The sequence below is a fragment of the Streptomyces sp. NPDC012466 genome, assembly GCF_042955215.1.
Taxonomy (GTDB): domain Bacteria; phylum Actinomycetota; class Actinomycetes; order Streptomycetales; family Streptomycetaceae; genus Streptomyces.
The window spans coordinates 386,997-411,628 of the sequence record NZ_JBIBEQ010000002.1; the positions used below are offsets into that span (position 1 = coordinate 386,997).

General features: G+C 71.2%; 16 protein-coding genes and 1 pseudogene. 11 read left to right on the forward strand and 6 right to left on the reverse strand.

The annotated features are described in order from the left end of the window. Window positions 1-86: 86 nt before the first annotated feature. Window positions 87-692 carry a carbonic anhydrase gene (locus ACFY9E_RS09275; RefSeq protein WP_390980960.1) on the reverse strand — a complete coding sequence of 202 codons (606 nt, stop codon included), beginning with the start codon at window positions 690-692 and terminating at the stop codon, window positions 87-89. Window positions 693-909: 217 nt separating this feature from the next. On the opposite strand from ACFY9E_RS09275, the gene ACFY9E_RS09280 reads away from it, so the two are divergent. From ACFY9E_RS09280 to ACFY9E_RS09305, 6 genes and pseudogenes are all read left to right on the forward strand, one after another. Further along, entirely contained in the window at window positions 910-1,752 is an 843-nt protein-coding gene (locus ACFY9E_RS09280; RefSeq protein WP_390980962.1) for a winged helix-turn-helix domain-containing protein, read from the forward strand. Continuing rightward, window positions 1,749-3,236: an ATP-binding protein gene (locus tag ACFY9E_RS09285; protein ID WP_390980964.1), complete on the forward strand. Its 1,488-nt coding sequence runs from the start codon at window positions 1,749-1,751 to the stop codon at window positions 3,234-3,236. Before ACFY9E_RS09280 ends, ACFY9E_RS09285 begins: the two co-directional genes overlap by 4 nt. Before the next feature lie 164 nt (window positions 3,237-3,400). Further along, window positions 3,401-4,558 (forward strand): alkaline phosphatase PhoX, encoded by a 1,158-nt coding sequence (locus tag ACFY9E_RS09290; RefSeq protein WP_390980966.1) that lies wholly within the window; start codon window positions 3,401-3,403, stop codon window positions 4,556-4,558. Between the two features lie 109 nt (window positions 4,559-4,667). Further along, a complete protein-coding gene (locus ACFY9E_RS09295) occupies window positions 4,668-5,162 on the forward strand; it encodes an excalibur calcium-binding domain-containing protein (RefSeq protein WP_390980968.1) in 495 nt (164 codons plus the stop codon). Between the two features lie 92 nt (window positions 5,163-5,254). Continuing rightward, complete coding sequence (locus ACFY9E_RS09300; RefSeq protein ID WP_390980970.1) at window positions 5,255-5,773, forward strand: NUDIX domain-containing protein; 519 nt, start codon at window positions 5,255-5,257, stop codon at window positions 5,771-5,773. Between the two features lie 1,576 nt (window positions 5,774-7,349). Next, window positions 7,350-7,598: pseudogene (locus ACFY9E_RS09305) on the forward strand (IS701 family transposase); the annotation flags it as partial. A 23-nt stretch (window positions 7,599-7,621) separates the two neighbouring features. On the opposite strand, the gene ACFY9E_RS09310 reads toward ACFY9E_RS09305, so the two are convergent. The 3 genes from ACFY9E_RS09310 to ACFY9E_RS09320 all read right to left on the reverse strand — a co-directional run bounded on the left by ACFY9E_RS09310 (window position 7,622) and on the right by ACFY9E_RS09320 (window position 13,885). After that, a complete protein-coding gene (locus ACFY9E_RS09310) occupies window positions 7,622-8,947 on the reverse strand; it encodes a DUF4332 domain-containing protein (protein WP_390980972.1) in 1,326 nt (441 codons plus the stop codon). A gap of 581 nt (window positions 8,948-9,528) precedes the next feature. Further along, entirely contained in the window at window positions 9,529-12,276 is a 2,748-nt protein-coding gene (ppdK, locus tag ACFY9E_RS09315) for a pyruvate, phosphate dikinase (protein ID WP_390980974.1), read from the reverse strand. 406 nt (window positions 12,277-12,682) lie between these two features. Then, on the reverse strand, window positions 12,683-13,885 hold the full coding sequence (locus ACFY9E_RS09320; protein WP_390980976.1) for an ROK family protein: 1,203 nt from the start codon (window positions 13,883-13,885) through the stop codon (window positions 12,683-12,685). Between the two features lie 121 nt (window positions 13,886-14,006). On the opposite strand from ACFY9E_RS09320, the gene ACFY9E_RS09325 reads away from it, so the two are divergent. The 3 genes from ACFY9E_RS09325 to ACFY9E_RS09335 all read left to right on the forward strand — a co-directional run bounded on the left by ACFY9E_RS09325 (window position 14,007) and on the right by ACFY9E_RS09335 (window position 19,318). Beyond that, window positions 14,007-15,419: a trehalase family glycosidase gene (locus tag ACFY9E_RS09325; RefSeq protein WP_390980978.1), complete on the forward strand. Its 1,413-nt coding sequence runs from the start codon at window positions 14,007-14,009 to the stop codon at window positions 15,417-15,419. Continuing rightward, on the forward strand, window positions 15,416-17,353 hold the full coding sequence (locus ACFY9E_RS09330) for a glycogen debranching N-terminal domain-containing protein (RefSeq protein ID WP_390980980.1): 1,938 nt from the start codon (window positions 15,416-15,418) through the stop codon (window positions 17,351-17,353). The genes ACFY9E_RS09325 and ACFY9E_RS09330 overlap by 4 nt, the downstream gene beginning before the upstream one ends. Window positions 17,354-17,509: 156 nt before the next feature. Beyond that, complete coding sequence (locus ACFY9E_RS09335; protein ID WP_390980982.1) at window positions 17,510-19,318, forward strand: sulfatase-like hydrolase/transferase; 1,809 nt, start codon at window positions 17,510-17,512, stop codon at window positions 19,316-19,318. Here ACFY9E_RS09335 and dusB read toward each other — a convergent pair whose 3' ends face one another. Next, window positions 19,319-20,452: a tRNA dihydrouridine synthase DusB gene (gene dusB, locus ACFY9E_RS09340; RefSeq protein ID WP_390980984.1), complete on the reverse strand. Its 1,134-nt coding sequence runs from the start codon at window positions 20,450-20,452 to the stop codon at window positions 19,319-19,321. It abuts the gene before it with no gap. A 78-nt stretch (window positions 20,453-20,530) separates the two neighbouring features. Between dusB and ACFY9E_RS09345 the strand changes: the two genes are divergently transcribed. Beyond that, entirely contained in the window at window positions 20,531-21,976 is a 1,446-nt protein-coding gene (locus ACFY9E_RS09345) for a DHA2 family efflux MFS transporter permease subunit (protein ID WP_390980986.1), read from the forward strand. A gap of 147 nt (window positions 21,977-22,123) precedes the next feature. Here ACFY9E_RS09345 and ACFY9E_RS09350 read toward each other — a convergent pair whose 3' ends face one another. Then, window positions 22,124-23,023 (reverse strand): helix-turn-helix domain-containing protein, encoded by a 900-nt coding sequence (locus tag ACFY9E_RS09350; protein ID WP_390980988.1) that lies wholly within the window; start codon window positions 23,021-23,023, stop codon window positions 22,124-22,126. A gap of 102 nt (window positions 23,024-23,125) precedes the next feature. Between ACFY9E_RS09350 and ACFY9E_RS09355 the strand changes: the two genes are divergently transcribed. Then, entirely contained in the window at window positions 23,126-24,559 is a 1,434-nt protein-coding gene (locus ACFY9E_RS09355; RefSeq protein WP_390980990.1) for an MFS transporter, read from the forward strand. Window positions 24,560-24,632 lie beyond the last annotated feature (73 nt).

The following is a 24,632-nucleotide window of genomic DNA, read 5'->3' on the forward strand; positions in this document are numbered from 1 at the left end:
CCGGTCACCCGTGAATCCCGCCGCTCCGGGCGGCCGTCCGCTCGCCGGGCCGCCGCCCCGCGCCCGCCCCCGCGCATGCGCCCCGCTCACGCGGCGTGCACCCGGAAGTCGCCTTCGTCGCCGAGTTCGTAGACGAACCCGGTGTCGACCTCGTAGTACCAGCCGTGCAGCCGGAGCCGGCCCGAGTCGAGCCGTTGCCGCACCACCGGGTAACTCCGCAGCGCGGCCAGCTGGTTGACGACGTTGCCCTGGGACACCTCCGGCAGGGACGGGTCGTCCGGCGCGCTCTCCAGTACGGAGGTCAGCTCCGGGCGGGCGATGCGGAGCCAGGCGTCCACGCCGGGCAGGGCCGACAGGTCGTCGCCGGACTTCAGCGCGCCCATCGCGCCGCAGTGTGAGTGACCGCACACCACGATGTCCTGAACCCCGAGCACCTCCAGTGCGTATTCGATGGTGGCCGCCTCTCCACAGACCCCGGGCCGTCCGTAGGGCGGCACGATATTGCCCGCGTTCCGTAGCTCGAATATTTCCCCGGGCCGCGCGCCGGTGATCATCGCCGGGATGACCCGCGAGTCCGAGCAGGTAATGAACAGCGCCTCCGGATATTGCCCTTCGGCCAGTTTCCGGTATTCGCCGCTGTCGAAATCGACGCGTGTCCTGAATGTGCGGGCACGATCCAGCAAAGCTTTCACCGCAGCCTCCTGAACTGGGAGTTCATCCTGCGTGCCCTACCGTAGACCGCCGACCCACAGAGGAAGGTTAAGTAAACTCCAGAGCCCGGACAGCAATTGACCATTCTTCGGCCGGATTCCCAGGAGCGGCGTCTTCTTGTAGCGTGTGAACTCCCTGGCGGCGAATGCGGATTCACGCTGCCCGGATTCATGCCGGTTTCACGGAGAGACGGGACGTATGGGCCTACGAGTGCTGCTCATCGAAGACGACGAGACGATCGCCGAGCCGCTCACCGAAGGGCTCGGCCATTTCGGTCTGACGGTCGACCACGTCGCCACCGGGACGGACGGTCTGAGAGGTCCGTACAACGACGTCGTCCTGCTCGACCTGGGGCTGCCGGACATGGACGGCATCGACGTCTGCCGGGGCATCCGGCAGGTCTCGGACGTGCCGATCGTCATCCTCAGCGCGCGCGGCGAGGAGGCCGACCGCGTACTGGGCCTGGAGCTGGGCGCCGACGACTACCTGGCGAAACCCTTCAGCGTGCGCGAGCTGGTCGCCCGGGTCCGCGCGGTGACCCGCCGCACGCACCGCGCCCCTCAGGCGTTTTCCGGCGCTCCGGGCGCCCGGGGCACCCCGGGACCGCCGCCGTACGAGCAGGCTCCCGTGCCCGCGTACGAGCCGACTCCCGCTGACGATCCGGCCCCGGCCCTCTCCTACGAACCCCCCGCGACCGCCTCGTACGAGTCCGCTCCCGATCCGGCGCACGACCCGGGCCCGCTCGTCGTGGACCGCCGTACCCGCCAGGTCTGGGTCGGTGACGCCCCGGTCCTGCTCACGCCGAAGGAGTTCGACCTGCTGGCGCTGCTCAGCGAGGACCCGGGCGCGGTCTACTCACGGCAGCAGATCCTCGACCGCGTCTGGGACCCGCACTACGACGGGCCGACCAAGACGCTGGACGTCCATGTGGCCGCGCTGCGCCGCAAACTGGGGCACCCGGCGTGGATCAGGACGCTGCGGGGCGTCGGATTCCGGCTGTCGGTGCACACGGGACCGGACGCGCGGGTGGCCTCTCCGTGACCCGCCGGCTGCTGCTCAGCTACCTCAGCCTCGCGGCGCTGGTGCTGCTCTGCCTGGAGATCCCGCTGGGCTTCGTGTACTCGCGCGGGGAGCGGGAGCGGGTCGTCAACGCGGCGAAGGACGAGGCCGAGTCGGTCTCCGCGTACGCCGCGCTGTCCCTGGCGGCGGGGCGGGCCGAGCGGGATCTGCCCGCGCGGGTGGCGCACTGCGCGCGGCGCATCGGCGGGAGGGTGGTGATCGTCGGCGCCTCGGGGGCGCCGCTCGCCACCTCCCACCCGGTGGATGCCGAGGTGTCCGGCGGCCTGGCCGCCCGGCCGGGCATCGCGGCCGCGCTGCGGGGCACGTCGACGGTGGACGTGCGGACCTCCACGATCGGCGGGGTCGAGTATCTGTCGGTGGCCGCTCCGGTGGGCGGTCAGGCGCGGCCGGCCGGCGCGGTGTGGCTGACCGTGCCGACCCGGACGGTGCACGAGCGGGTCCACCATGTGTGGCTGCTGCTGGCGCTGGGCGGACTGGCGGTGCTGACGGCGGTCGCCGTGGTCGGTTTCGCCTTCGCCCGCTGGGCGGGCCGCCCCATCCGTGAACTGGAGCAGGCCACGCACGACTTGGCCGACGGCGGGCGGTTCGCGCCGGTGACGATCACGAGAGGTCCGCCGGAGGTGCGCAGTCTGGCCGCCGCGTTCAACCGCACCGCGGCCCGGCTCGCCCATCTGCTGGCGTCGCAGCGGGCGTTCGCCGGTGAGGCCTCGCATCAGCTGAAGACACCGCTGGCGGCGCTGCGGCTGCGCCTGGAGAACCTGGAGCCGGACATCGCCGCCCGGGCCCGGGGCAGCCTCACCGCCGCCGTCACGGAGACCGACCGGCTGGCCCGGATGGTCGAGCAGCTGCTGGCCATGGCCCGGCTGGAGGAGCACGCGGCCATCCCCGCCACCGTCGACGTGGGCGCGGTCTGCGCGGAGCGGCACCGGACCTGGCAGCCCCTGTTCGCGCGGCAGGACGTCTCCCTCGTGCTCTTCGCGGGCAGCGTGGGCCCGGTGCTCGCGGTGCCGGGGGCCGTCGAGCAGATCGTGGACAACCTGCTCTCCAACGCCTTGCGGGCGTCCCCGGCGGGCAGCACCGTCACGATCGAGCTGCGGCGGCAGGCCCCGCCCCGGCGGGCGTTGCGCGACAGCCGCCCGCGCTGTGTCGACCTGCACGTCACCGACGAGGGCCCCGGCATGACGGAGGAGCAGCGGGCCCGCGCCTTCGACCGCTTCTGGCGCGCCCCGGGTGCGCCCAAGGGCGGTACGGGACTCGGTCTGGCCCTGGTGCAGCGTCTCGCGCACGCCGCCGGCGGCGAGGCGGCCCTGCGCGCGGCGGCCACCGGCGGCCTGGACGTGGTGATCCGGCTGCCGTCCGCGCGGCCTGCGGGCGAGGGTGGCCCGGGGCCGGGCGGCGAGCGTCCGAGGAGGCCCAGACGAGAGGTTCCGGCGCTGCCCGCGTAGCGGTGACGGCCGTGGGGCCCAGGCCGCACCCAGCATGCCGCCCCCCGGCCACGAATTGTCCATGTCCCGTCAATCCCACCCCCTTAGCGTCCTTTCCGCCTCCCCCCACGCACGACCCTGCCGTCGACCGGCGGCGGGGCGGTACGGCACCTCTTGGAGTGAGAGTGGAACGTCGTAGCCTCCTGCGTGCGGCCGTCCTCGGCGGCACATCGGCCGCTCTGGGCGGAACCCTGTGGCGCGGCGCCGCGTACGCGGCCCCGGCCCAGCCCGGCACCGGCCCCTACGGGCCGCTCGGTTCCCCGGACGCCAACGGCATCAGACTCCCCGGCGGCTTCACGAGCCGGGTCATCGCCCGGTCCGGCCAGCGGGTCGGGAGCACGTCGTACACCTGGCACAACGCCCCGGACGGCGGCGCCTGTTACGCCGACGGCACGGGCTGGATCTACGTCTCCAACTCCGAGATCAACCCCTCGGGCGGCGCGAGCGCGGTGAGGTTCTCGTCGGCCGGGGTGATCACGGGCGCGTACCGCATCCTGTCGAACACCCGGCAGAACTGCGCGGGCGGCACGACGCCGTGGAACACCTGGCTGTCCTGCGAAGAGGTGGACCGGGGCTACGTCTACGAGACGGACCCGTGGGGCGCGAAGGCGGCGGTGCGCCGGGACGCGATGGGCCGCTTCAAGCACGAGGCGGCCGCGGCCGACCCGGTCCGCCGGGTCGTCTATCTGACGGAGGACGTCACCGACGGCTGCTTCTACCGCTTCCGGCCGGCGGCCTGGGGCGACCTGTCCTCCGGCACGCTGGAGGTCATGGTGGCGGGCACCGGCACCAGCGGCCCGGTGACCTGGTCCCGGGTCCCCGACCCCTCCGGCGCGACGGCCACCCGCAACCAGGTGCCCGGCGCCAAGCGGTTCAACGGCGGTGAGGGCTGCTACTACGCCGACGACACCTGCTGGTTCACCACCAAGGGCGACAACCGCGTCTGGCGGTACGACGCCGCCGCCCAGACCATCGAACTCGCCTACGACGACTCCCTGGTCACCGGCGGTACGGCCCCGCTCACCGGCGTGGACAACGTCACCGGCTCCGCCTCCGGCGACCTCTTCGTCGCCGAGGACGGCGGCACCATGGAGATCTGCGTCATCACCCCCGCCGACGTCGTGGCCCCCTTCCTGCGCGTCGAGGGCCAGTCCGCCTCGGAGATCACCGGCCCGGCCTTCTCCCCGGACGGCACCCGCCTCTACTTCTCCAGCCAGCGAGGCACGAGCGGTTCGTCCTCGGGCGGCATCACGTACGAGGTGACGGGGCCGTTCCGCTCGTAGCCACCCGGCCCGACTTCACACGACCATCACAAGTTGGTCACCCCTCCCTCACGCCGGGCCGCCCGGCTCTACGGTCATCCCCTCACGCATCAGCCCTGGGGGGATGACCATGACCAATCCGTACACCGGCCCGCACAACACCCCGTACCCCGCACCGCCCCCGGCGCGGCCCGGCGGACCGGCGCCCCGCTGGGCCAGGAAGCGCTACGTGCTGCCCGCGCTCGGGCTGGCCCTCTTCATCGGCATGGGTGCGGGCGCCGGCGGCGGGGAGACCACGAGCGACGCGAAGCCCGCGTCCGCCGAGCCCCGGCCGACCGTCACCGTCACCGCGACGGCGACCACCACCGCGACGCCGCCCGCGCAGGAGCCGGAGCCCGCTCCCACCGTCACCGCCACGAAGACCGTCAAGGTCACCACCACGGTCACCGCACAGCCGGCAGCGGGCGGTGCGGCCGACGACAGCGGCTCGGAGGGCGGCGGGGACGTGTACTACGCCAACTGCAGCGCCGTGCGCTCCGCCGGCGCCGCCCCCATCCACCGGGGTGAGCCCGGGTACGCCTCCCACCTGGACCGGGACGACGACGGGGTCGCGTGCGACACCTGAGCCCCATGCGCCGGTGACCATCGGCGGGTCCGGCCGTTCCACCGTTCGGGCAGCTCGATCCGGGCTGCCCAGCCGACGGAAGGAACACCACCGTGGACACGACCGTGCCCGCCCCGAACGCGCCGCGTGTGCTGCCCCGTGCCGAGTGGGTCAAGACACTGCCGCAGACCATCGTCGCGTCCTGCGTCCTGCTGCTCGACGCCGAGGACCGGATCCTGCTGCTGCGCTACGCCGGGGGGCAGCCCGCGGCGGGGCTCTGGGGGCTGCCGGGCGGCATGCTCGACCCCGGCGAGGACCCCGTCGGTGCCGCGCGCCGGGAGCTGCACGAGGAGACCGGCATCACCCTCCAAGGGGACCTGCGGTTCATCGGGTACGACCACCGGGCCGATGTGCTGGGCACCGGGCCGGTGATCGACTTCTACTTCCACGGCGGCCGGCTCCCGGCCGGGCAGCCCGTCCAGCGCAGCGCGGAGCACGACCACCACGGCCTCTTCGCCCTCTCCGACCTGGAAGCCACCCCGCTGGCGACCCGGCTGCCCACCCTCGGCGCCCTGGTGACCGCGGCCCGGACCGGCACCGTCGTATGCCTGCGCGACGGTCTGCCGCGATAAGCCTCCTCAGGCCCTGGACGGAACGCGCGAGAGCGGGGCGGCACCTCCGCACAGGGTGTACGGCTGACTTCCCTACCTGGGAAGTCAGCCGTTTTGCATGACCTCAGGGCACTCTCAGCGGCATCACTCAGGACGGCTTCCATCATGTCGGCCGTCCGATCCGCCTCCGCCTCCGCCTCCCGAGGGTGCGTGTAGACGTTCAGCGTGATCGAGGCGCATCTGAACTTGCTTAGGCGTCGCGCCGCTCTAGATCAGCACGGAGGCGTAGAAGTGGCGCGGGTCGTGGAGCGTGGTGCCCTCGGGGACGCGTACCTTGCGCGGCCCCACACCTTCGCCCAGCTACCGCGTCTGATCGCCCCGCCCGTCTCGCTCGTGCACAACAGCCGAGCATGGCGCCATGGGGCTTTCGGGGGTTCGTCCGGTCCTCGATGTACACGGTCCTGGGCGGGAAGTTCTTCCGATGGACGTCGACGGGGCGATGACCGCGAACCCTTCCGATTAACCCTAATGGCGACGGTAGATTCATGCGGTGTCGCCGGTCCAACTCCGTCGCTCGGCCTGCGTCTCCAACAGGGCACTACCGGGATGCTTCGCGCGCTGGCGGCCGGTATGACTTACGCAGCAGGGACAATGCCACTATGGATGCGGGGGAGATAGCTCTTGTGGGGGCAGTCGCGGCGGTGGTAGGCGCTGGTCTCGGAGCACTTGGAGCTTGGGGCGCAGCCCAAACGAACGGTCGATCGACGCGGCAGGCGCAGCATGAACAACGGGTATGGCAACAGCGCCATGATGCCTACGCCGCCTTCACTGATGCCACGACCGAGTATGTGAGCGCTGTACGCGCAGCCCAAGAGCATTACCATGAGCATCAGCCCCCGAGTGCACGCTTGAGGGAGCTCCTGGATCAGGCGATGACCCTGCAGCTCCCGATGGAGAAGGCAGTTGAACGTGTGAACGTCGCTGGACCTCCTGACGTCGCGACGGCTGCGTCGGAAGCCGCCTCCTGGTACCGCAGTTGGGCCGAAAGCCTCCTGGGAGTGGGCCGAGTGATCGTTTCTCCTCCACGAGTACCTCCTCCGTCACCGCACCCGCTACCAAGTGGAGAGTTCCTCTACCGATGGATGGCTGGCGAACGGAGTTACGGTCTTTTTCGCGCTTTGGCCAGTCGAGTTCTAGATTCGGCTAACAGCTATCACTAGTACTCCAGCCGTAGATCGTGATCTTGTGAGTGGGGGCGCCGCTGATATGGCGCGGCCACCATTGACCATCTCGACGAGACCGGCCGCGCCATGGGCGGCGTCCGTCCCTCTCTGACTACTTGAGTCCACCGAGACGAAGGGCATCCTCGATCTCGCTGAGCTTCGCGGACGGCAGGACTGCCCGCTGCTCGTTGAAATCTGCCCACCAGACTTCGCCACGTCGCATATGTCCTCCTGATACGGGACGGCGCGCCTGCGTCGCCCCTTCGACCGCCGCCTACTCCAGGCACAGATCGTGATGTTGGCTGGTCAGGGCCGACGTTAAGACGGCTGCGGCCACCGCTGATCATCGGTGTGCGAAGACTAACGATCTTGCGGTGGCCGCAGGTCACAGCGTAGACCCTGCTCGCTGGCGGGAAGCGTTCGAGGGCCTGATGAGCCGGATAGCCGGCCGGTTCGCCCGGGTTGAACCCCGGCGTCGGGTACGGGATCTGATGCTGGGGCTGCTGTCGGACCTGCCACGCAAGAATTGCTGGAGCATCGCCGAGTGGGCCGGAGAAGCCACCCCGGATGGCATGCAGCACCTGCTCGGCCGGGCCCGTTGGGATGCCGACGCCGTGCGCGAGTTGCACACCCCGGGGATATCTGGTCAGCGCGTTGCAGCCGCCAACCAGCCGTCCGGCCGCTCGATCCCCTGCAGAGCTGATGCGCCCTCCGCCGCGGCCAATTCCCTCAGTTGCTGCATCAGCGACTCAGCCCCCGTCCGGACCACCTCCCTCAACCGGGCGGGCGAATCGATGCCGATCTTCAGAAGCATGTTGAGCATCCTCGGATCGGCCAGGTCCGGATGCACCCTGGAGAGGAAAGCTATTTGAAGGATCCGGTCGACCAGGAGAGGCGATACACTCAGGTATTCCGCCAGTTCAGCTCTCCTCTTTGGTCCGGATGCACGAAGGATGATCTCCTCGGGGCTGCTTAGTCCTGCTGCTTCGAGTTTCCTGGCCACACCAGCAAATGCCGCGCCGGCGAACGTCTGCACCTTCAGAAACTCAGCAGGCGGCGCGCCGACGAGAGACTGAAACCCGGACTCGCCACGGAGTAAGGCAAGGCAGGGATCTTTGGCGGCGAGCTCTGTGTCCCGCGAAGTTGGCAGCCCTACCCGAAGGTGCTGCACGGCATGATCCGCATAGGGCAGTGCCGGCGACACATTGTCTCTGCTGATCTGCAACAGCGCGCAGTCGAGGCAGGCGTTCTCATATGAGAGCCGGGGTGACAGGAACTCCGTGGGCTTGGGTGCTGTGGCCGGAGGTTCTCGTGTCCGCAGAGCCTCGATCGTTTCGCTGAAGGTCGCAGCAAGCGGCCTGGCGCGGTCGGCGAGGTGAGTAACCAGTGTGTACTGATCAGCAATGGGTGTACAGGCCTCCTCCAGTTTCTCGACGGACCGCCGCGCACGTTGAAGCAGGCTGCGATCGGTGTAACCGCCTTGAGCGTGCATATTGAGCCACTGGGCGGTGCTGCGGTAGTAGCCGCGGATGCGGAGTGCGCGCAAACTTTCGCCGGTCAGATCTTCCAGCAGCGTGTCGGTAGTCTCAGCAATTTGACGATAGAGAGGGCTGCCGAACGAGGCTGATCCCTGAAGTGCCCACAGATACTCCAAGCGGGCCAGCATGTTCTTTGGATCTTCGTGAACCGCTCCACCCAGCATAGGAATCCGTTGATCTGGACTGTCGATAAGAGACGCGCTGCTCGCGATGACCTGAAGGGTGACGCTCCTCCACTGCTGCGCACCGCAGAGACTCGGCCGGAGCTCAGGGTGAGCTTGGCTGAGCCTCACGAGAATGATTGCGGCGGCTCCCGTGAGCAGTTGGGCGCGCAAGCGGTCCTGGCCCTTTCCGTCTTCGTCTGCGGGCAGGCCAAGATCCAGACGACTGAAGATGACACTTTCCGCGTGCCGACCGTTCCTGCTGAGCGTCACGGCAATCCGGTTCGTGTCTACAGAGACAACCCGCGCCCTCCAAGTGAGGTCAGGACGCAGCGCGAAGAACAGCCGGGAGAGCGTGCCGGCGACCTTCCCCGCTGGCAGAGCGCTCAGATCCTCCGTGCGGCGAGCAAGGCCATCGTGAGGGACATGGACGACCGCATCTCAGAGAGTCGTGGGGTCGTACTTGCCGCGGTAATGCTCGGAGTGAGCGATCTTTGATCAAGGAGTTGGAACGACCTATAGCGACCAATGACGACTGCTCGACCACAGGTCACCGCCGCTCCGACGGCGATCACACAAGGTCGCTCCGGGCCGTCGTCACTTCCTGGGAACAACCGCTTCGCCTCTAGGTCGTCCGCTGCGACCCCCCGGGAAGAAGGATGCACACACCACCACACCATGAGGGCACAACGACGGCACGACAGCTTCGGTCAGGTTCAACGGCAACCAACGCATGATGCACGAGGGGGTGGCACCTCCGCACAAGGTGCCGCCCCGCTCTTCTCCGTGCGCCGGAGCCGCCGCGATCGGTGAGGGTCGGGGACCGTCGACGGCTCCGGGTTCTGTGGCCCGGGCTAGCGGTGGTCGCTGCCCTGGGACTGGACCGCCGCCCGGCCCGCTTCCAGCCGGGCCACGGGGATGCGGAAGGGTGAGCAGGAGACGTAGTCGAGTCCGACCTCGTGGAAGAAGTGGACCGACTCCGGGTCGCCGCCGTGCTCGCCGCAGACGCCGAGCTTGAGGTCGGGGCGGGTCTCGCGGCCGGCCTTGGCGGCCAGCTTCACGAGGGATCCGACGCCGTCCTTGTCGATCGTCTCGAACGGGGAGACGCCGAAGATGCCCTTCTCCAGGTACGCGGTGAAGAAGCTCGCCTCCACGTCGTCCCGGGAGAAGCCCCACACCGTCTGGGTCAGGTCGTTCGTGCCGAAGGAGAAGAACTCCGCGGCCTCGGCGATCTGACCGGCGGTCAGCGCGGCGCGCGGCAGCTCGATCATCGTGCCGATGGACAGCTTCAGCTGGGCGCCCGAGGCCGCCTCGACCTCGGCGATGACCTGGTCGGCCTCCTCGCGCACGATCTCCAGCTCCTGGACCGTGCCGACGAGCGGGATCATGATCTCGGCGCGCGGGTCGCCCTTGGCGGCCTTGCGCTCGGCCGCGGCCTCCGCGATGGCCCGGACCTGCATGGTGAACAGGCCGGGGATGACCAGGCCGAGGCGCACCCCGCGCAGACCCAGCATCGGGTTCTGCTCGTGCAGCCGGTGCACGGCCTGGAGGAGGCGCAGCTCGTTCTCGTGCGGCTCCTGGCGGGACTCGGCGAGGGCGACACGGACGGACAGCTCGGTGATGTCCGGGAGGAACTCGTGCAGCGGCGGGTCCAGGAGGCGGACGGTGACCGGGAGGCCGTCCATCGACTCGAAGAGCTGTACGAAGTCCTGCTTCTGGAGCGGCAGCAGCTGCTTGAGGGACTCCTCGCGCTCGGCATCCGTGTCGGCCAGGATCAGCCGCTCCACCAGCTCGCGCCGGTCACCGAGGAACATGTGCTCGGTGCGGCACAGGCCGATGCCCTGGGCGCCGAAACGGCGGGCCCGCAGCGCGTCCTCGGCGTTGTCGGCGTTGGCGCGCACCCGCAGGCGGCGCTTGCGGTCGGCGAAGGCCATCATCCGGTGGACGGCCTCGACCAGCTCGTCGGCGTCGTCGGCGCCCGGGTGCATCCGGCCCTCGAAGTACTCCACGACCGGGGAGGGCACGACCGGGACCTCACCGAGGTAGACCTTGCCCGAGGAGCCGTCGATGGAGACGACGTCGCCCTCCTCGACGACGTGCCCGCCCGGCACGGTCATCCGGCGGCGCTTGGTGTCGACCTCCAGCTCCTCGGCGCCGCAGACACAGGTCTTGCCCATGCCGCGGGCCACGACGGCCGCGTGGGAGGTCTTGCCGCCACGGGAGGTCAGGATGCCCTCGGCGGCGATCATGCCGTCCAGGTCGTCGGGGTTGGTCTCGCGGCGGATCAGGATGACCTTCTCGCCCGAGCGGGACCACTTCACGGCCGTGTAGGAGTCGAAGACGGCCTTGCCGACGGCCGCGCCCGGGGAGGCGGCGATGCCCCGGCCGACCGTCGCGACCTTCGCGCTCTCGTCGAAGCGCGGGAACATCAGCTGGGCGAGCTGGGCGCCGTTGACGCGGGTGAGCGCCTCGGCCTCGTCGATCAGCCCCTGGTCCACCAGCTGGGTCGCGATGCGGAAGGCCGCGCCCGCGGTGCGCTTGCCGACGCGGGTCTGGAGCATCCACAGCACACCGCGCTCGATGGTGAACTCGATGTCGCAGAGATCCTTGTAGTGGTTCTCCAGCGTCTCCATGATCTGCATCAGCTGGTCGTACGACCTCTTGTCGATCGACTCCAGCTCGGCGAGCGGCACGGTGTTGCGGATGCCCGCGACGACGTCCTCGCCCTGCGCGTTCTGGAGGTAGTCGCCGTAGACGCCCTGGTGGCCGGAGGCGGGGTCGCGGGTGAAGGCGACGCCGGTGCCGGAGTCGGGGCCGAGGTTGCCGAAGACCATGGAGCAGACGTTGACGGCCGTGCCCAGGTCGTGCGGGATGCGCTCCTGGCGGCGGTAGAGCTTGGCCCGGTCGGTGTTCCAGGAGTCGAAGACGGCGTGGATGGCGAGGTCCATCTGCTCACGCGGGTCCTGCGGGAAGTCCCGGCCGGCCTCGGTCTTGACGATCTTCTTGAACTTGGTGACGAGCTTCTTGAGGTCGGCGGCCTCCAGCTCGGTGTCGACCGTGACCTTCTTGGCCGCCTTGGCCGCCTCCAGCGCGTCCTCGAACAGCTCGCCGTCGACACCCAGGACGGTCTTGCCGAACATCTGGATGAGGCGGCGGTAGGAGTCCCACGCGAAGCGGTCGTCGCCGGCCTGCTTGGCCAGGCCCTGCACCGACTTGTCGGAGAGGCCGATGTTGAGCACGGTGTCCATCATGCCGGGCATGGAGAACTTGGCACCCGAGCGCACCGACACCAGCAGCGGGTCGTCGGCCTGGCCGAGCTTCTTGCCCATGCGGGCCTCGAGCGCGTCGAGGTGCGCACTCACCTCGTCACGCAGTGCCGCCGGCTCCTCGCCGCTCTCCAGGTAGACCTTGCAGGCCTCGGTGGTGATCGTGAAGCCGGGAGGGACCGGAAGGCCCAGGTTCGTCATCTCCGCGAGGTTCGCGCCCTTGCCACCGAGGAGGTCCTTGAGTTCCTTGTTGCCCTCGGTGAAGTCGTAAACGAACTTCACGCCCTCAACGCTGGTGCCGTGCTCAGCTACGTGGGGATCTTTGTTTTCCGACACGGGTCTCGACTCCTCGAGGACGCGGTGGCTGCCCTGACGGCGAGGAACATACCCAGATCAAAGGCGTCTGGGTACGTCCACTCGTGCGTCATACGCCTGTAACCACTCGTCCGCCAGCGGATCGAAAGTCAAGGCGCGGCAAGCGATCACGGGCGCATGTCTTCACTTCTTGAACGCAAGAGCCTCCCTGACTCCCGCTGGACGCTCATGTGAGCAGGGTTTCCGCCCATTTGATTTCGCTCGATGAACGATCAAAGGGTGGCACTCAGTGCCACCCTTTGGAGAAGTGCAGTCGCCCATGATCCGCTCATCTGAGCGCAACCCTTATCAGGGGTGGCGAGAATCACGCTGCCACAGCCGAGGGAATTTCACCATGCGGACGCGTCCCCGGACCGAAACAGGGCCGTCACACCCCGAGCGCGCGCAGCCGTTCCTCGACCCGCTCGGGCGCGTAGAGGTGCTCCACGACCATGGCACCGGCCCCCACCAGCGCGGCCCGCTCACCCAGCCGTGCGGTCACGACGTCCAGGTGCGCGGTGGAGCGGGGCAGGGCCCGCTGGTACAGCAGTTCCCGCACGCCCGTCAGGAAGGGAGTTCCGGCCAGATCCCCGGCGATCATCAGAACGCCGGGGTTGAGCAGGGTCACGACGGTGGCGAGGACGTCCCCCACCCGGCGCCCGGCCTCCCGGGCGAGTCCGACCGCGTCGGGGTGCCCGGACGCCAGCAGGTCCCGCACGTCCGAGCCGGAGGCCGCCGGCACCCCGGCCTCCGCCAGCCGCCGCGCCACCGCGCCCCCGCTCGCGACGGCGGCCAGACAGCCGTACGCACCGCACCGGCACAGCGCCTCGGCGCCCTCCGGCACCCGGATGTGCCCGATGTCGCCGGCGCCGCCGTCGACGCCCCGGAACACCGAGCCGTCCACCACGACCCCGGCGCCGATGCCGGTGGAGACCTTCACCAGCACGAAGGCCGAGCAGTCCGGGTAGCCGGTGCGCTGTTCGCCGTACGCCATGAGGTTGGCGTCGTTGTCCACCAGCACCGGCACCCCGGCGGTGCCCGCGTGCTCGGTGAGCGCCCGGGCCAGCCGGCCCCTTATGTCGTAGCCGTCCCAGCCGGGCATGATCGGCGGCTGGACGACACGGCCGGTCTCGGTGTCGACCGGGCCGGGCACCGCCAGCCCGACCCCGCAGACCGCCTCGGCCCCACGCCCGGTCTTCTCCACCAACTCGGCGAACCAGCGGCCGAGTTCACCGAGCACCACGTCCGGCCCGTCCTCGACGGCCAGGGTGCCGGAGTGCTCGGCGAGGATCTCGCCGCTCAGGGACAGCACGGCCGCGCGCGCGTGCCGGGTGTCGAGGTCGGCGGCGAGGACCACCGCGTGCTCGTCGTCGAACTCCAGGGTGATGGAGGGCCGCCCGCCCTGCGGGGAGTCCACCGGCCCCCCGGCGCCCTCGCGCAGCCAGCCCGCGCGGAAGAGCCGGTCCAGCCGCTGCCCGACGGTGGCCCGGGACAGTCCGGTCGCCTGCTGCAGCGCACCCCGGGTCACGGCGCGGCGACTGCGCACCAGTTCGAGCAGATCGCCGGCGCTTGCCTGAACACGTCCCGTCATGCGCACCCCCTTGTGTTTCCCAACCCTGCATTACATATTGGGTTTTGCGTGTTAAATAGACGTAACCCTACGGTAGCCCCTGCCGATCCCGGTCAGGAGTACGTCTTTGGGAGAGCCCCGAGTGGATCGCATCGCCCAGCTCACCACGCGTCCCGCGGGGCGCGACATCGCATACGATCCGGCCGCCGCGCCGCCTTCCCTCCAGGTCAGGGCCGCACAGGTCCTGGAGGGCAACTGGACGGGCACGTCCACCGTGCCCTCGCGCGGCCTGTATCCGCACCAGTGGTCGTGGGACTCGGCGTTCATCGCGATCGGACTGCGCCACCTGTCGCCGTTACGGGCCCAGACGGAGCTGGAGACGCTGCTGGCGGCCCAGTGGGCGGACGGGCGCGTCCCGCACATCGTCTTCAACCCCTCCGTCCCCCACGACGCCTACTTCCCGAGCCCCGACTTCTGGTGCTCGTCGGCCGCCGGGCGCGCCGCGGGCGCCCCGCGCACCGTACAGACCTCCGGGATCGTGCAGCCACCGGTGCACGCGCTGGCCGCGTGGCTGGTGCACCTCGCCGACCCGGGCCTGTCCCGGGCGCGCGGCTTCCTCACCCGGGTGTACCCCCGGCTGGCCGCCTGGCACGGCTACCTCCTGCACCGGCGCGACCTCGGCGGAGGCGGACTGGTGTCCGTCGTGCACCCCTGGGAACAGGGCATGGACAACAGCCCCTGCTGGGACCGTCCGCTGTCCCGGGTCACTCCCGCCCCGGCCCGCTCCTTCCGCCGTGCCGACCTCGGCCACGGCGCCCCCGAGGACCGGCCGACGGATCTGGACTACGGGCGGTACGTGCGGCTGGCGGCCGACTACCGGGACCGCGGATACGTCGACGGGGCGGGCGAATTCGCGGTGGAGGACCCGGCGTTCAACGCCCTGCTCGCCGCCTCCGAGTACGCCCTGGCCCACATCGCCCACGAGCTGGGGGTGGCCGGCTCGGCTCGGCAGGCCCGCGCTGAGCGCCTGACGGCGGCCCTGACGGAGCGGCTGTGGGATCCGGCGGCGGGGATGTTCCTGTGCCGGGACGTGCGCGCCGGGGAGCTGATCCCCGAGCGCGGGGTCTCCGGGCTGATCCCCCTGCTGCTGCCGGCCCTGCCGCGCGACCTCGCGGCCACCCTGGTCCGCACGGTCTGCGGCCCGCACTTCGGCCTCGGCGGCACGAGCCGCATGGTCCCGAGCTACGACCTGCTCGGCGAGGCCTTCGACCCGCACCGCTACTGGCGCGGCCCGGCCTGGTTCAACACCAACTGGCTGCTGGAGCGCGGGCTGCGGCTGCACGGCGAGCGGGGCCGGGCCGACGCCCTGCGCACAGGCATGCTGCACACCGCCGGTGCCTCCGGTTTCGCGGAGTACGTCGACCCGTACACGGCACAGGCCTGCGGCGTCACCGGCTTCGGCTGGACCGCCGCGCTCACGCTCGACCTGCTGCACGACCGTCCCGCACGGGGCACGAACGGCCTCACGGCGACCAAGGGAGGGGTCCGGGAATGACGGACCGGCATCATCTGCTCGTGCACGGCCGGACGTTCGCCGCCGTCGGCGACCGCGGCGACATCAGCGGCCACCGGGGCGGCAGTGCCCCGGACGGCATGTTCGTACGGGACGCCCGGCATCTGAGCCGGTGGCAGCTCACCGTCGACGGGGCGGTGCCCGACACACTGTCACCGGTGGCCGACGGGGACACCGCGCGCTGTGTGCTCGTCCCGCGCGGCGGCCGCGACGAACCGCCCGCGTACACGCTCTTTCGCGAACAGGCCGTCGGGGACTCCTCGTTCGTGGAGTCGGTGCGCGTCACCAGCAACCGCCCGGTGCCGACGACGGTCCACCTCGCGGTCACCGCCGACGCCGACTTCACCGACCAGTTCGAGCTGCGCTCCGACCACCGCACCTACACGAAGGCCGGCGCCGTCCGCTCCCGCCACGCGCTGAGCCACGGCGTGGAGTTCACCTACCGGCGCGGTGAATGGTGTTCCGTCACGACCGTGACGGCCGACCCCCGGCCGGACGCCGTGGAGGAGACCGGCACCGGTGCCCGGCGCCTGGCGTGGACCCTCGACCTGGAACCGCACGGCACCACCGAGCTGACCCTGCGGGTCATGGCCCGCCCGCACGGCGACCGGCGCGCCCTGCGCGTACCCCGCTCCCCCGCCGCCGCCCAGGAGCAGCTCCGTCTGCGGGAAAGTGAGTTCGTCCGGGACGTGGCGGCTGCGAGCGGCTGGCCCGAGCTGGCCGCGGCCTGCACCCGGGGGCTCGCCGACCTCGCCGCCCTTCAGGTCCCGGCGACCGGCCCGGACGGCGAGGACCTGCGCGTCCCGGCGGCCGGCGCCCCCTGGTTCCTGACCCTGCTGGGCCGGGACGCCCTGCTGACCTCGCTGTTCGCCCTGCCCTACCGGCCGGGCCTGGCCGCCGCCACTCTGCCCGCGCTCGCCGCGACCCAGGCCACCGGGACCGGTGCCGACGGCATCGCCCAGCCCGGCAAGATCGTGCACGAGGTGCGGCACGGTGAACTGGCTCACTTCGGCCAGGTCCCCTACGGCCGCTACTACGGCTCGGTCGACGCCACCCCGCTCTTCCTCGTCCTGCTCGGCGCGTACACCGAGCACACCGGGGAGACCGGCCTGGCCCGCCGCCTCGAACCCCACGCCCGGGCGGCCATCGCCTGGATGCTCGACCACGGTGGCCTCACCTCGCGCGGCTACCTCGTCTACCGCGCCGACCAGGGCGGCCTCGCCAACCAGAACTGGAAGGACTCCCCCGGGGCCATCTGCTCCGCCGAAGGCACCCGCCCGCACGGCCCGGTGACGGCCGCCGGCGCCCAGGGCTACGCCTATGACGCCCTGCGCCGCACGGCGGGCCTCGCCCGCACGGTGTGGCAGGACACGACGTACGCCCATCTGCTGGAGCAGGCGGCCGGTGACCTGCGCGAGCGTTTCCAGCGGGACTTCTGGATGCCGGAGCACTCCTTCCCGGCCCTCGCGCTGGACGGCCGGGGCCGTCAGGTCGACGCGCTGGCCTCCGACGCCGGGCACCTGCTGTGGTCGGGGCTGCTGGACAAGGAGTACGGCGAACTCGTCGGCCGGCGGCTCCTCGAACCGGACTTCTTCTCCGGCTGGGGCGTACGCACCCTCGCGGCCGGGCAGCCGGCGTACCACCCGCTCTCCTACCACCGCGGCTCGGTCTGGCCGCACGACAACGCGCTGATCGCACTGGGCCTGGCCCGCTACGGACTGCACGACGAGGCCCGCGCGATCGCCCACGGCCTGGTCGACGCGGCGGGCGCGACCGGCCACCGGCTCCCGGAGGTCCTCGCGGGCTACGGCCGCGACACGCACCCGGAGCCGGTGCCGTACCCGCACGCGTGCGTGCGGGAATCGCGGTCGGCGTCGGCCCCGTTGGCGCTGCTCACGGCGGTCGGTGTGGTCTGAGGCGGCCGGTTGGGCGGCCGTTTTGCCGGGTGTTTGCCGAGCGCTGGCCCGGCAGGCTGAACACACCCGGTGGCCACCCCGTACGGAACGGTGGCGGACCCGGCCCCCCACCCGGGTCCGCCCCCCTCACCGGTTCCGTACGGGAAGGACCTCCGGGTGCCTGTCTTCACGCGCTTCCACCAGTCGTCGCGGCCGGGCGACGGCATGTCCGGGGCCGGGCCCGAGCCGGAGCGTGACGCGGACACCGCGACGGCCGCGGAGGAAGCGGAGCGTCCCGGCGCCGATGCCGGGACCCGCCTCGCCCGTCTGCGGGGCCGGCGCACCCGTCACCCCCGGGCGGCCCGCACACTCCGCCTGACCACCACCGCCCTCGCCGCCGTCCTGGTCCTCGGGGCGCTGCTGCTGCCCAACACCCTCCCCGCTCTGAAAGCGGTCAGCTTCGCGCGCATCCCGGCGGAGGCGGTCCTCGGGGCCGTCGTCGTGCTCGCGCTGCCGCGCCGGCCCCGACTGGCCGCGGCGGTGCTGTACGGACTCGGCCTCACCGCGCTGACCACGGTGAACCTGCTCGACATGGGGTTCAACGAGTACCTGGGCCGGGGCTTCAACGCCGCGCTCGACTGGGACCTGCTGCCCGACGCCCAGGCGTACGTCAGGGACACGCTGGGCGGGGGCGTCGCGACCGCGGCCGCCGTCGGCGCCGTGGTGCTCGTACTGCTCGTGGCGGCCGTCATGGTCGCGGCGGCGGTCCGGCTCGCCAACGTGCTGGCCCGCCACCGGGTGCGGGCCACCAAGGGCGCCCTGATCGCCGGCACCGTCTGGGTCACCTGCTCCGCGTTGGGGCTCACGCTGTCCGGCGGCCCGATCGCCTCCGAGCGCGGTGCCGGGGCGCTCAAGGTGCACGCGCAGCGGACGGTGGAGTCGCTGCGGGACGAGGCGGCGTTCGTGAAGCAGTCGAAGGCGGACACCTTCGGCAACACCCCGCCCGGCGAACTGCTGCCGGACCTGCGGGGCAAGGACGTGATCTTCACGTTCATCGAGAGCTACGGCCGCAGCGCGATCGAGGACCCGGTCATGGCACCCGGTGTCGACCGGACCCTCGACACGAGCACCAGGGCCCTGGAGAAGGCCGGTTTCGCGGCCCGCAGCGGCTGGCTGACCTCGGCGACGTACGGCGGCAGCAGCTGGCTCGGCCACTCCACGACCATGTCCGGCCTGTGGATCGACAACCAGCGGCGCTACCGCACGGTCAGCGCCGGCGACCACCTCACCCTCACCAAGGCGTTCCAGAAGACCGGCGCCTGGGACACGGTCGGCGTCATGCCGGGCGTGCAGAAGGGCTGGCCGGAGGAGAAGTGGTACGGCCTCGACAAGCTCTACGACGCCTTCGACCTGGGCTACGAGGGGCCGAAGTTCAGCTGGTCGACCATGCCCGACCAGTACGCCCTGGAGGCGTTCCAGCGGCAGGTGCACGGCAAGAAGCGGGACAAGCCGCTGATGTCGTTCGTCATCCTGACCTCCAGCCACCAGCCCTGGGCGCCCATCCCGAGGTTGGTCGGCTGGGACGAGCTCGGCGACGGCTCGGTCTTCGACGCGATCGAGAAGGCCGGCAACAAGGCGTCGGACGTCATCACCGACACCACCAAGTCCCGCCGGGAGTACGGCAGGTCCATCCAGTATTCGGTCACCAGCCTCACCCAGTGGCTTCAGCGTTACGGCACCGACGACACCGTGCTGGTCTTCCTCGGCGACCACCAGCCCATCGCCCGGGTCAGCGGGAACGGCGCGAGCCGGGACGTGCCGGTGTCGATCGTCGCGAAGGACCCGAAGGTCCTGGACAAGGTCGCCGACTGGAACTGGACGGAGGGTCTCAAGCCCGACCGCGACGCGCCCGTGTGGAAGATGAGCGCCTTCCGGGACCGCTTCCTGAAGGCGTTCGGCTCCACGCCGCACCCCTCCACGGGCTGATCAGCCGCCGGAGGTGTCGAGCTCGGCGTCCTCGCCGACCCCGGCGCAGTCGTAGGGGTCCTTCAGCCAGCCGTCCGGCAGCACCACCCGGTTGTTGCCGGACGTACGGCCCCGGGGCCCGTCGGCGCCGGCGGGCCAGGGCTGGTCGAGATCCAGCTCGTCCAGGCCGGAGCGCAGTTCCTCCAGGGACGAGGTGATCGCGAGGCGCTTGCGCATCTCGGAGCCGACCGCGAAGCCCTTCAGGTACCAGGCGACGTGCTTGCGGAAGTCGATCACGCCCCGGGACTCGTCCCCGATCCACTCCCCGAGCAGGGTGGCGTGCCGGACCATGACGTCGGCGACCTCACGCAGGGCGGGGCGGGCGATGTCCTCGGTGCGGCCCTCGAAGGCGGCGACCAGGTCGGAAAACAGCCAGGGCCGCCCCAGGCAGCCGCGGCCCACGACCACTCCGTCGCAACCGGTCTCGCGCACCATCCGCAGGGCGTCCTCGGCGGACCAGATGTCGCCGTTGCCGAGCACCGGGATCTCCGGCACGTGCTCCTTCAGCCGGGCGATGGCCTCCCAGTCGGCGGTGCCGCCGTAGTGCTGGGCGGCGGTGCGGCCGTGCAGGGCGATGGCGGTGACGCCCTCCTCGACGGCGATCCGGCCGGCGTCGAGGAAGGTGATGTGGTCGTCGTCGATGCCCTTGCGCATCTTCATCGTCACGGGCAGCTCGCCGGCGCCGCTGACGGCCTCGCGCAGGATCGCCCGCAGCAGGTTCCGCTTGTACGGCAGCGCGGAGCCACCGCCCTTGCGCGTGACCTTCGGCACGGGGCAGCCGAAGTTCAGGTCGATGTGGTCGGCGAGGTCCTCCTCCGCGATCATGCGGACGGCCTTGCCGACGGTCGCGGGGTCCACGCCGTACAGCTGGATGGACCGGGGGCGCTCACTCGCGTCGAAGTGAATGAGCTGCATGGTCTTCTCGTTGCGCTCGACCAGCGCCCTGGTGGTGATCATCTCGCTGACGAACAGGCCCTTGCCGCCGCTGAACTCCCTGCACAGGGTGCGGAAGGGCGCGTTGGTGATCCCGGCCATGGGGGCCAGGACGACGGGCGGCTGGACGGTGTGCGGACCGATCTGGAGGGGCGTGGACATGCCTCCATTGTGCCGTGCAATGAGATGGCAAAATTCATTAGTTAGCCACACTATCGAAGTCGGCGTACGATGGAGCGCATGCCCGAGCCCAGCCCCCGCCGCCGCATGCTGGTGCTCGCGATCTGCTGCATGAGCCTGCTGATCGTGAGCCTCGACAACACGGTCCTGAACGTGGCCCTGCCGTCCATGCAGCGGGACCTGCACGCCGGCACCTCGGGTCTGCAGTGGACGATCGACGCATACACGCTGGTCCTGGCCTCGCTGCTGATGCTCGCGGGCTCCACGGCCGACCGGATCGGCCGCAAGCGGGTCTTCATGGCGGGCCTGGTCGTCTTCACCGCCGGCTCCGTCCTGTGCTCCCTCGCGCCGAACCTTCAGGCGCTGGTCGCGTTCCGGATGGTGCAGGCGGTGGGCGGCTCGATGCTGAACCCGGTCGCCATGTCGATCATCACCAACACCTTCACCGACCCGCGCGAGCGGGCCCGGGCCATCGGCGCCTGGGGCGCGGTCGTCGGCATCTCCATGGCCGCCGGACCCCTCGTGGGAGGCCTCCTGGTCGACTCCGTCGGCTGGCGCTCGATCTTCTGGATCAATCTGCCGGTGGGCCTGGCGGCCCTGCTGCTCACCCTGCGCTTCGTCCCCGAGTCCCGCGCGCCGCGCGCCCGCCGGCCCGACCCGGTGGGCCAGGTGCTGGTGATCGCGCTGTTCGGCTCGCTGACGTACGCGATCATCGAGGCGCCGAGCACCGCGTTCACGTCCATCGCGCCGCTGGCCGTCGTCGCCCTGGCGGCGCTGACGGGACTGCTCCTCCACGAACCACGCCGCGAGGAACCGCTGATCGACCTGCGCTTCTTCCGTTCGGCGCCGTTCAGCGGGGCGACGGTCATCGCGATCAGCGCCTTCGCCGCGCTCGGCGGATTCCTGTTCCTGTCCACGCTGTACCTGCAGAACGTGCGCGGTCTGACCGCTCTGGAGGCGGGTCTGTGGATGCTGCCGATGGCGGTTCCGACGTTTCTGTGCGCGCCGCTGTCGGGCCGCCTGGTGGGCGCGCGCGGTCCACGACTGCCCCTGCTGATCGCGGGCTGCGCGATGACCGCGAGCGGCATCCTCTTCGCCGCGTTCGAGGCCGAGACCTCGAACGTCACGCTCTTCGCCGGCTACGTCCTCTTCGGCATCGGCTTCGGCTTCGTCAACGCGCCCATCACCAACACGGCGGTCTCCGGCATGCCCCGCGCCCAGGCGGGCGTGGCCGCCGCGGTCGCCTCGACGAGCCGGCAGCTGGGCCAGACCCTGGGCGTGGCCGTGCTGGGCTCGGTGCTCGCCGCGGGCGTGGGCTCGTCCTCGTACCGCGAGACGTTCGTGTCCGCGGCCCGGCCCGGCTGGTGGATCCTCGCGGCATGCGGCTTCGCGGTACTGGTCCTGGGGGCGGTGACGAACGGGCGGTGGGCCCGGGGGACGGCCGAGCGGGCCGCGGCGAGGCTGGAGACCGTGGAGGTACGACAGGCCGTCGGGACGGGCGGCTGAACCTCGGCACGGCACGGGCGTTCGTTCACCGCGCTCCCACCCGGGGCGGGAGATTCCCCACGCGACTCGTCCGACCGGGCCGGGAGCCGCGCGCAGCGGGTCTCGTTGCCGGCGGTTGAAGGGTTCCCGGTCGGCCGGTGGCGCCCGCTACACCCCGGCCGCCGCCCGCTGCACGGCCATCGCCCGGAGCCGCTCCAGGCGATGGCGCGACTCCTCGTCCGCCGGTACGTACGTCACCATCCGCGGTCCCGTTCCCGGGGTCAGCCACAGGTCCGTGTGGTCGACGGTGACGCGGCCCACGTGGCGGTTGAGGAACTCCTTGCGTTTGGTGCGGTGGGAGACGACCTCGTGGCGGTCCCAGGCCGTGCGGAACGCGGGGGACTCCGAGTACAGGCGGTCGAGGAGCATCTTCCAGGCGGGCTCGGCCAGATGCCCGGCCATCGCGGCGCGGAAGCGGGCGGCCATGAGGCGCTGGGTCTCCTCCAGGTGCACGATCGACGACTGCCACTCGGCATGGGTGTAGGAGAGGACCATGCAGTTGCGGTCCTCGGGCGGCACCGCGTCCAGGTCGCACAGCAGCAACCCGTACGTGCGGTTGTGGGCGAGGATGTCGTACCTGCTGTTCTGCAGGCACGCCGGGAACGGCTCGACCTGCTCCAGCACCGCCCGCATCGCCGGTGTGACCGACGGGCACGTGGTCGCCGGTGTCGGATCGGCGGCCCCGGCCAGCCGGAAGAGGTGGGCGCGCTCGCTGGGGTCCAGCAGCAGCGCACGGGCCAGCGCGTCGAGAACCTGGACGGAGACCTGGATGTCGCGCGCCTGCTCCAGCCACGTGTACCAGGTGACGCCCACCGCGGAGAGCTGGGCGACCTCCTCCCGGCGCAGACCCGGGGTGCGGCGCCGGCGGCCCCGGGGCAGACCCACCTGCTCGGGGGCGATGCGCTCCCGGCGGCTGCGCAGGAACGCCGCCAGCTCGTGCCGGCGGACCTCCGCCTCACGGGGCGCCTCGGGAGTGCGCCGCGTCGTCTCCTGCGCGATGGTCGTCATGGTCTCCAGCCTGCCGCCGACCGGACCCTGTTTCCAGGTGGTGCTGCTACCAGGATAAGAACACTCTGGTACCCGTCTGAGTGACGTCGCAGGCTCGTCGTCGTGACCACGGACTCCCTCGCCCCACGTGCCCTTCGCCCACCCGCCGCCCCGGCCCCCGCGCTCGGCGGTCTCGGCCTGTTCGCCGTGCTGCTGGCCGCGGCCCTTCCTCTCATCGACTTCTTCATCGTCAACGTCGCACTGCCCACCATCGGCACCGACCTCGCCGCGAGCGAGTCGGTCCTCGAACTCGTGGTCGCCGGGTACGGAGTGTCGTACGCCGTCCTGCTGGTCCTCGGGGGCCGGCTCGGCGACCTGTTCGGCCGGCGGCGGCTGTTCCTCGCCGGCATGGCCGCCTTCGGGCTGACGTCGCTGGCCTGCGGACTGGCCCCCGGGGCCTGGTCGCTGGTCGCGGCCCGGATCGCGCAGGGCGCTTCGGCCGCCGCGATGCTGCCGCAGGTGCTCGCCACCATCCAGGCGACCACGACCGGCCCCCGGCGCGCGAAGGCCATGGGCCTGTACGGCGCGACCGCCGGGCTGGCCATGGTGGCCGGGCAGATCCTGGGCGGGGTGCTGGTGGCCGCGGACATCGCGGGGACCGGCTGGCGGTCGGTGTTCCTCGTCAATGTGCCGGTCGTGCTGGCCGGGCTGGTGCTGGCCGTCCGGGTCGTCCCCGAGACCCGCTCGCCGCGCCCGGAACCCGTCGACGTCCCGGGCACGTTCCTCCTCGCGGCCTCCCTCCTCACCCTGTTGGTGCCGCTCACCGAGGGCCGGGCGGCGGGCTGGCCGCTGTGGACCTGGCTGTCACTGGCGGCGTTCCCGTTCGTCGCGGCGGCGTTCTACGCGGTGGAGCGCCGGGCCGACCGCGCGGGCCGTACGCCGCTGGTGCCGCCGAGCCTGTTCGCGCTCACGTCGCTGCGGCGGGGGCTGCTGCTGGTGCTGCCGTTCTCGATCGGCTTCAGCGGCTTCATGTTCGTGATCGCGGTGGCGTTGCAGCGGGGCGCCGGGCTGGGTCCGGTCGCCGCGGGCCTGGCGCTCGCACCGCTGGCGGTGGTGTTCTTCGTGTTCTCGCTGCTGGGCCCGCGTCTGGTCGCCCGGTACGGCACCCGCGTGGTGACGGCCGGTGCCGCCCTCCAGGGCGTGGGCCTGGCCCTGATGGCGCTGGCCGCCTGGCGGTTCTGGCCGCACCTGGGCTTCGTCGAGCTGCTCCCGGGCGCGACGGTCGCCGGTGCGGGCCAGGCACTGCAACTCCCCGTCATCTACCGGGTCATCCTCTCCGAGGTGCCGCCCGCCCGGGCGGGCGTCGGCAGCGGCGTGATGATCACCACCCAGCAGTCGGCGCTGGCGCTCGGTGTGGCGACCCTGGGCACGCTGTTCCTGTCCCTGGTCCCGGCGACGGGCATGCGGGACGCCCTGGTCACGACCCTGCTGGTGCAGCTCGGCGGCGTCGTGCTGACGGGGCTGCTGAGCCTCCGGCTGCCCCGCACCGTCGTCTGAGGTCTCTCACGGCCTGATAACTCACTTCCGGGGAATCCCCGTTGATGTCGGTCTTGCTGCACACTCCTTGCTG

Coding starts and splice junctions, on each gene's coding strand:
- ACFY9E_RS09295 (WP_390980968.1), top strand. CDS start 4,668: ATGACCAATCCGTACACCGGCCCGCACAACACCCCGTACCCCGCACCG.
- ACFY9E_RS09320 (WP_390980976.1), bottom strand. CDS start 13,885: ATGACGGGACGTGTTCAGGCAAGCGCCGGCGATCTGCTCGAACTGGTG.
- ACFY9E_RS09280 (WP_390980962.1), top strand. CDS start 910: ATGGGCCTACGAGTGCTGCTCATCGAAGACGACGAGACGATCGCCGAG.
- dusB (WP_390980984.1), bottom strand. CDS start 20,452: ATGTCCACGCCCCTCCAGATCGGTCCGCACACCGTCCAGCCGCCCGTC.
- ACFY9E_RS09330 (WP_390980980.1), top strand. CDS start 15,416: ATGACGGACCGGCATCATCTGCTCGTGCACGGCCGGACGTTCGCCGCC.
- ACFY9E_RS09345 (WP_390980986.1), top strand. CDS start 20,531: ATGCCCGAGCCCAGCCCCCGCCGCCGCATGCTGGTGCTCGCGATCTGC.
- ACFY9E_RS09350 (WP_390980988.1), bottom strand. CDS start 23,023: ATGACGACCATCGCGCAGGAGACGACGCGGCGCACTCCCGAGGCGCCC.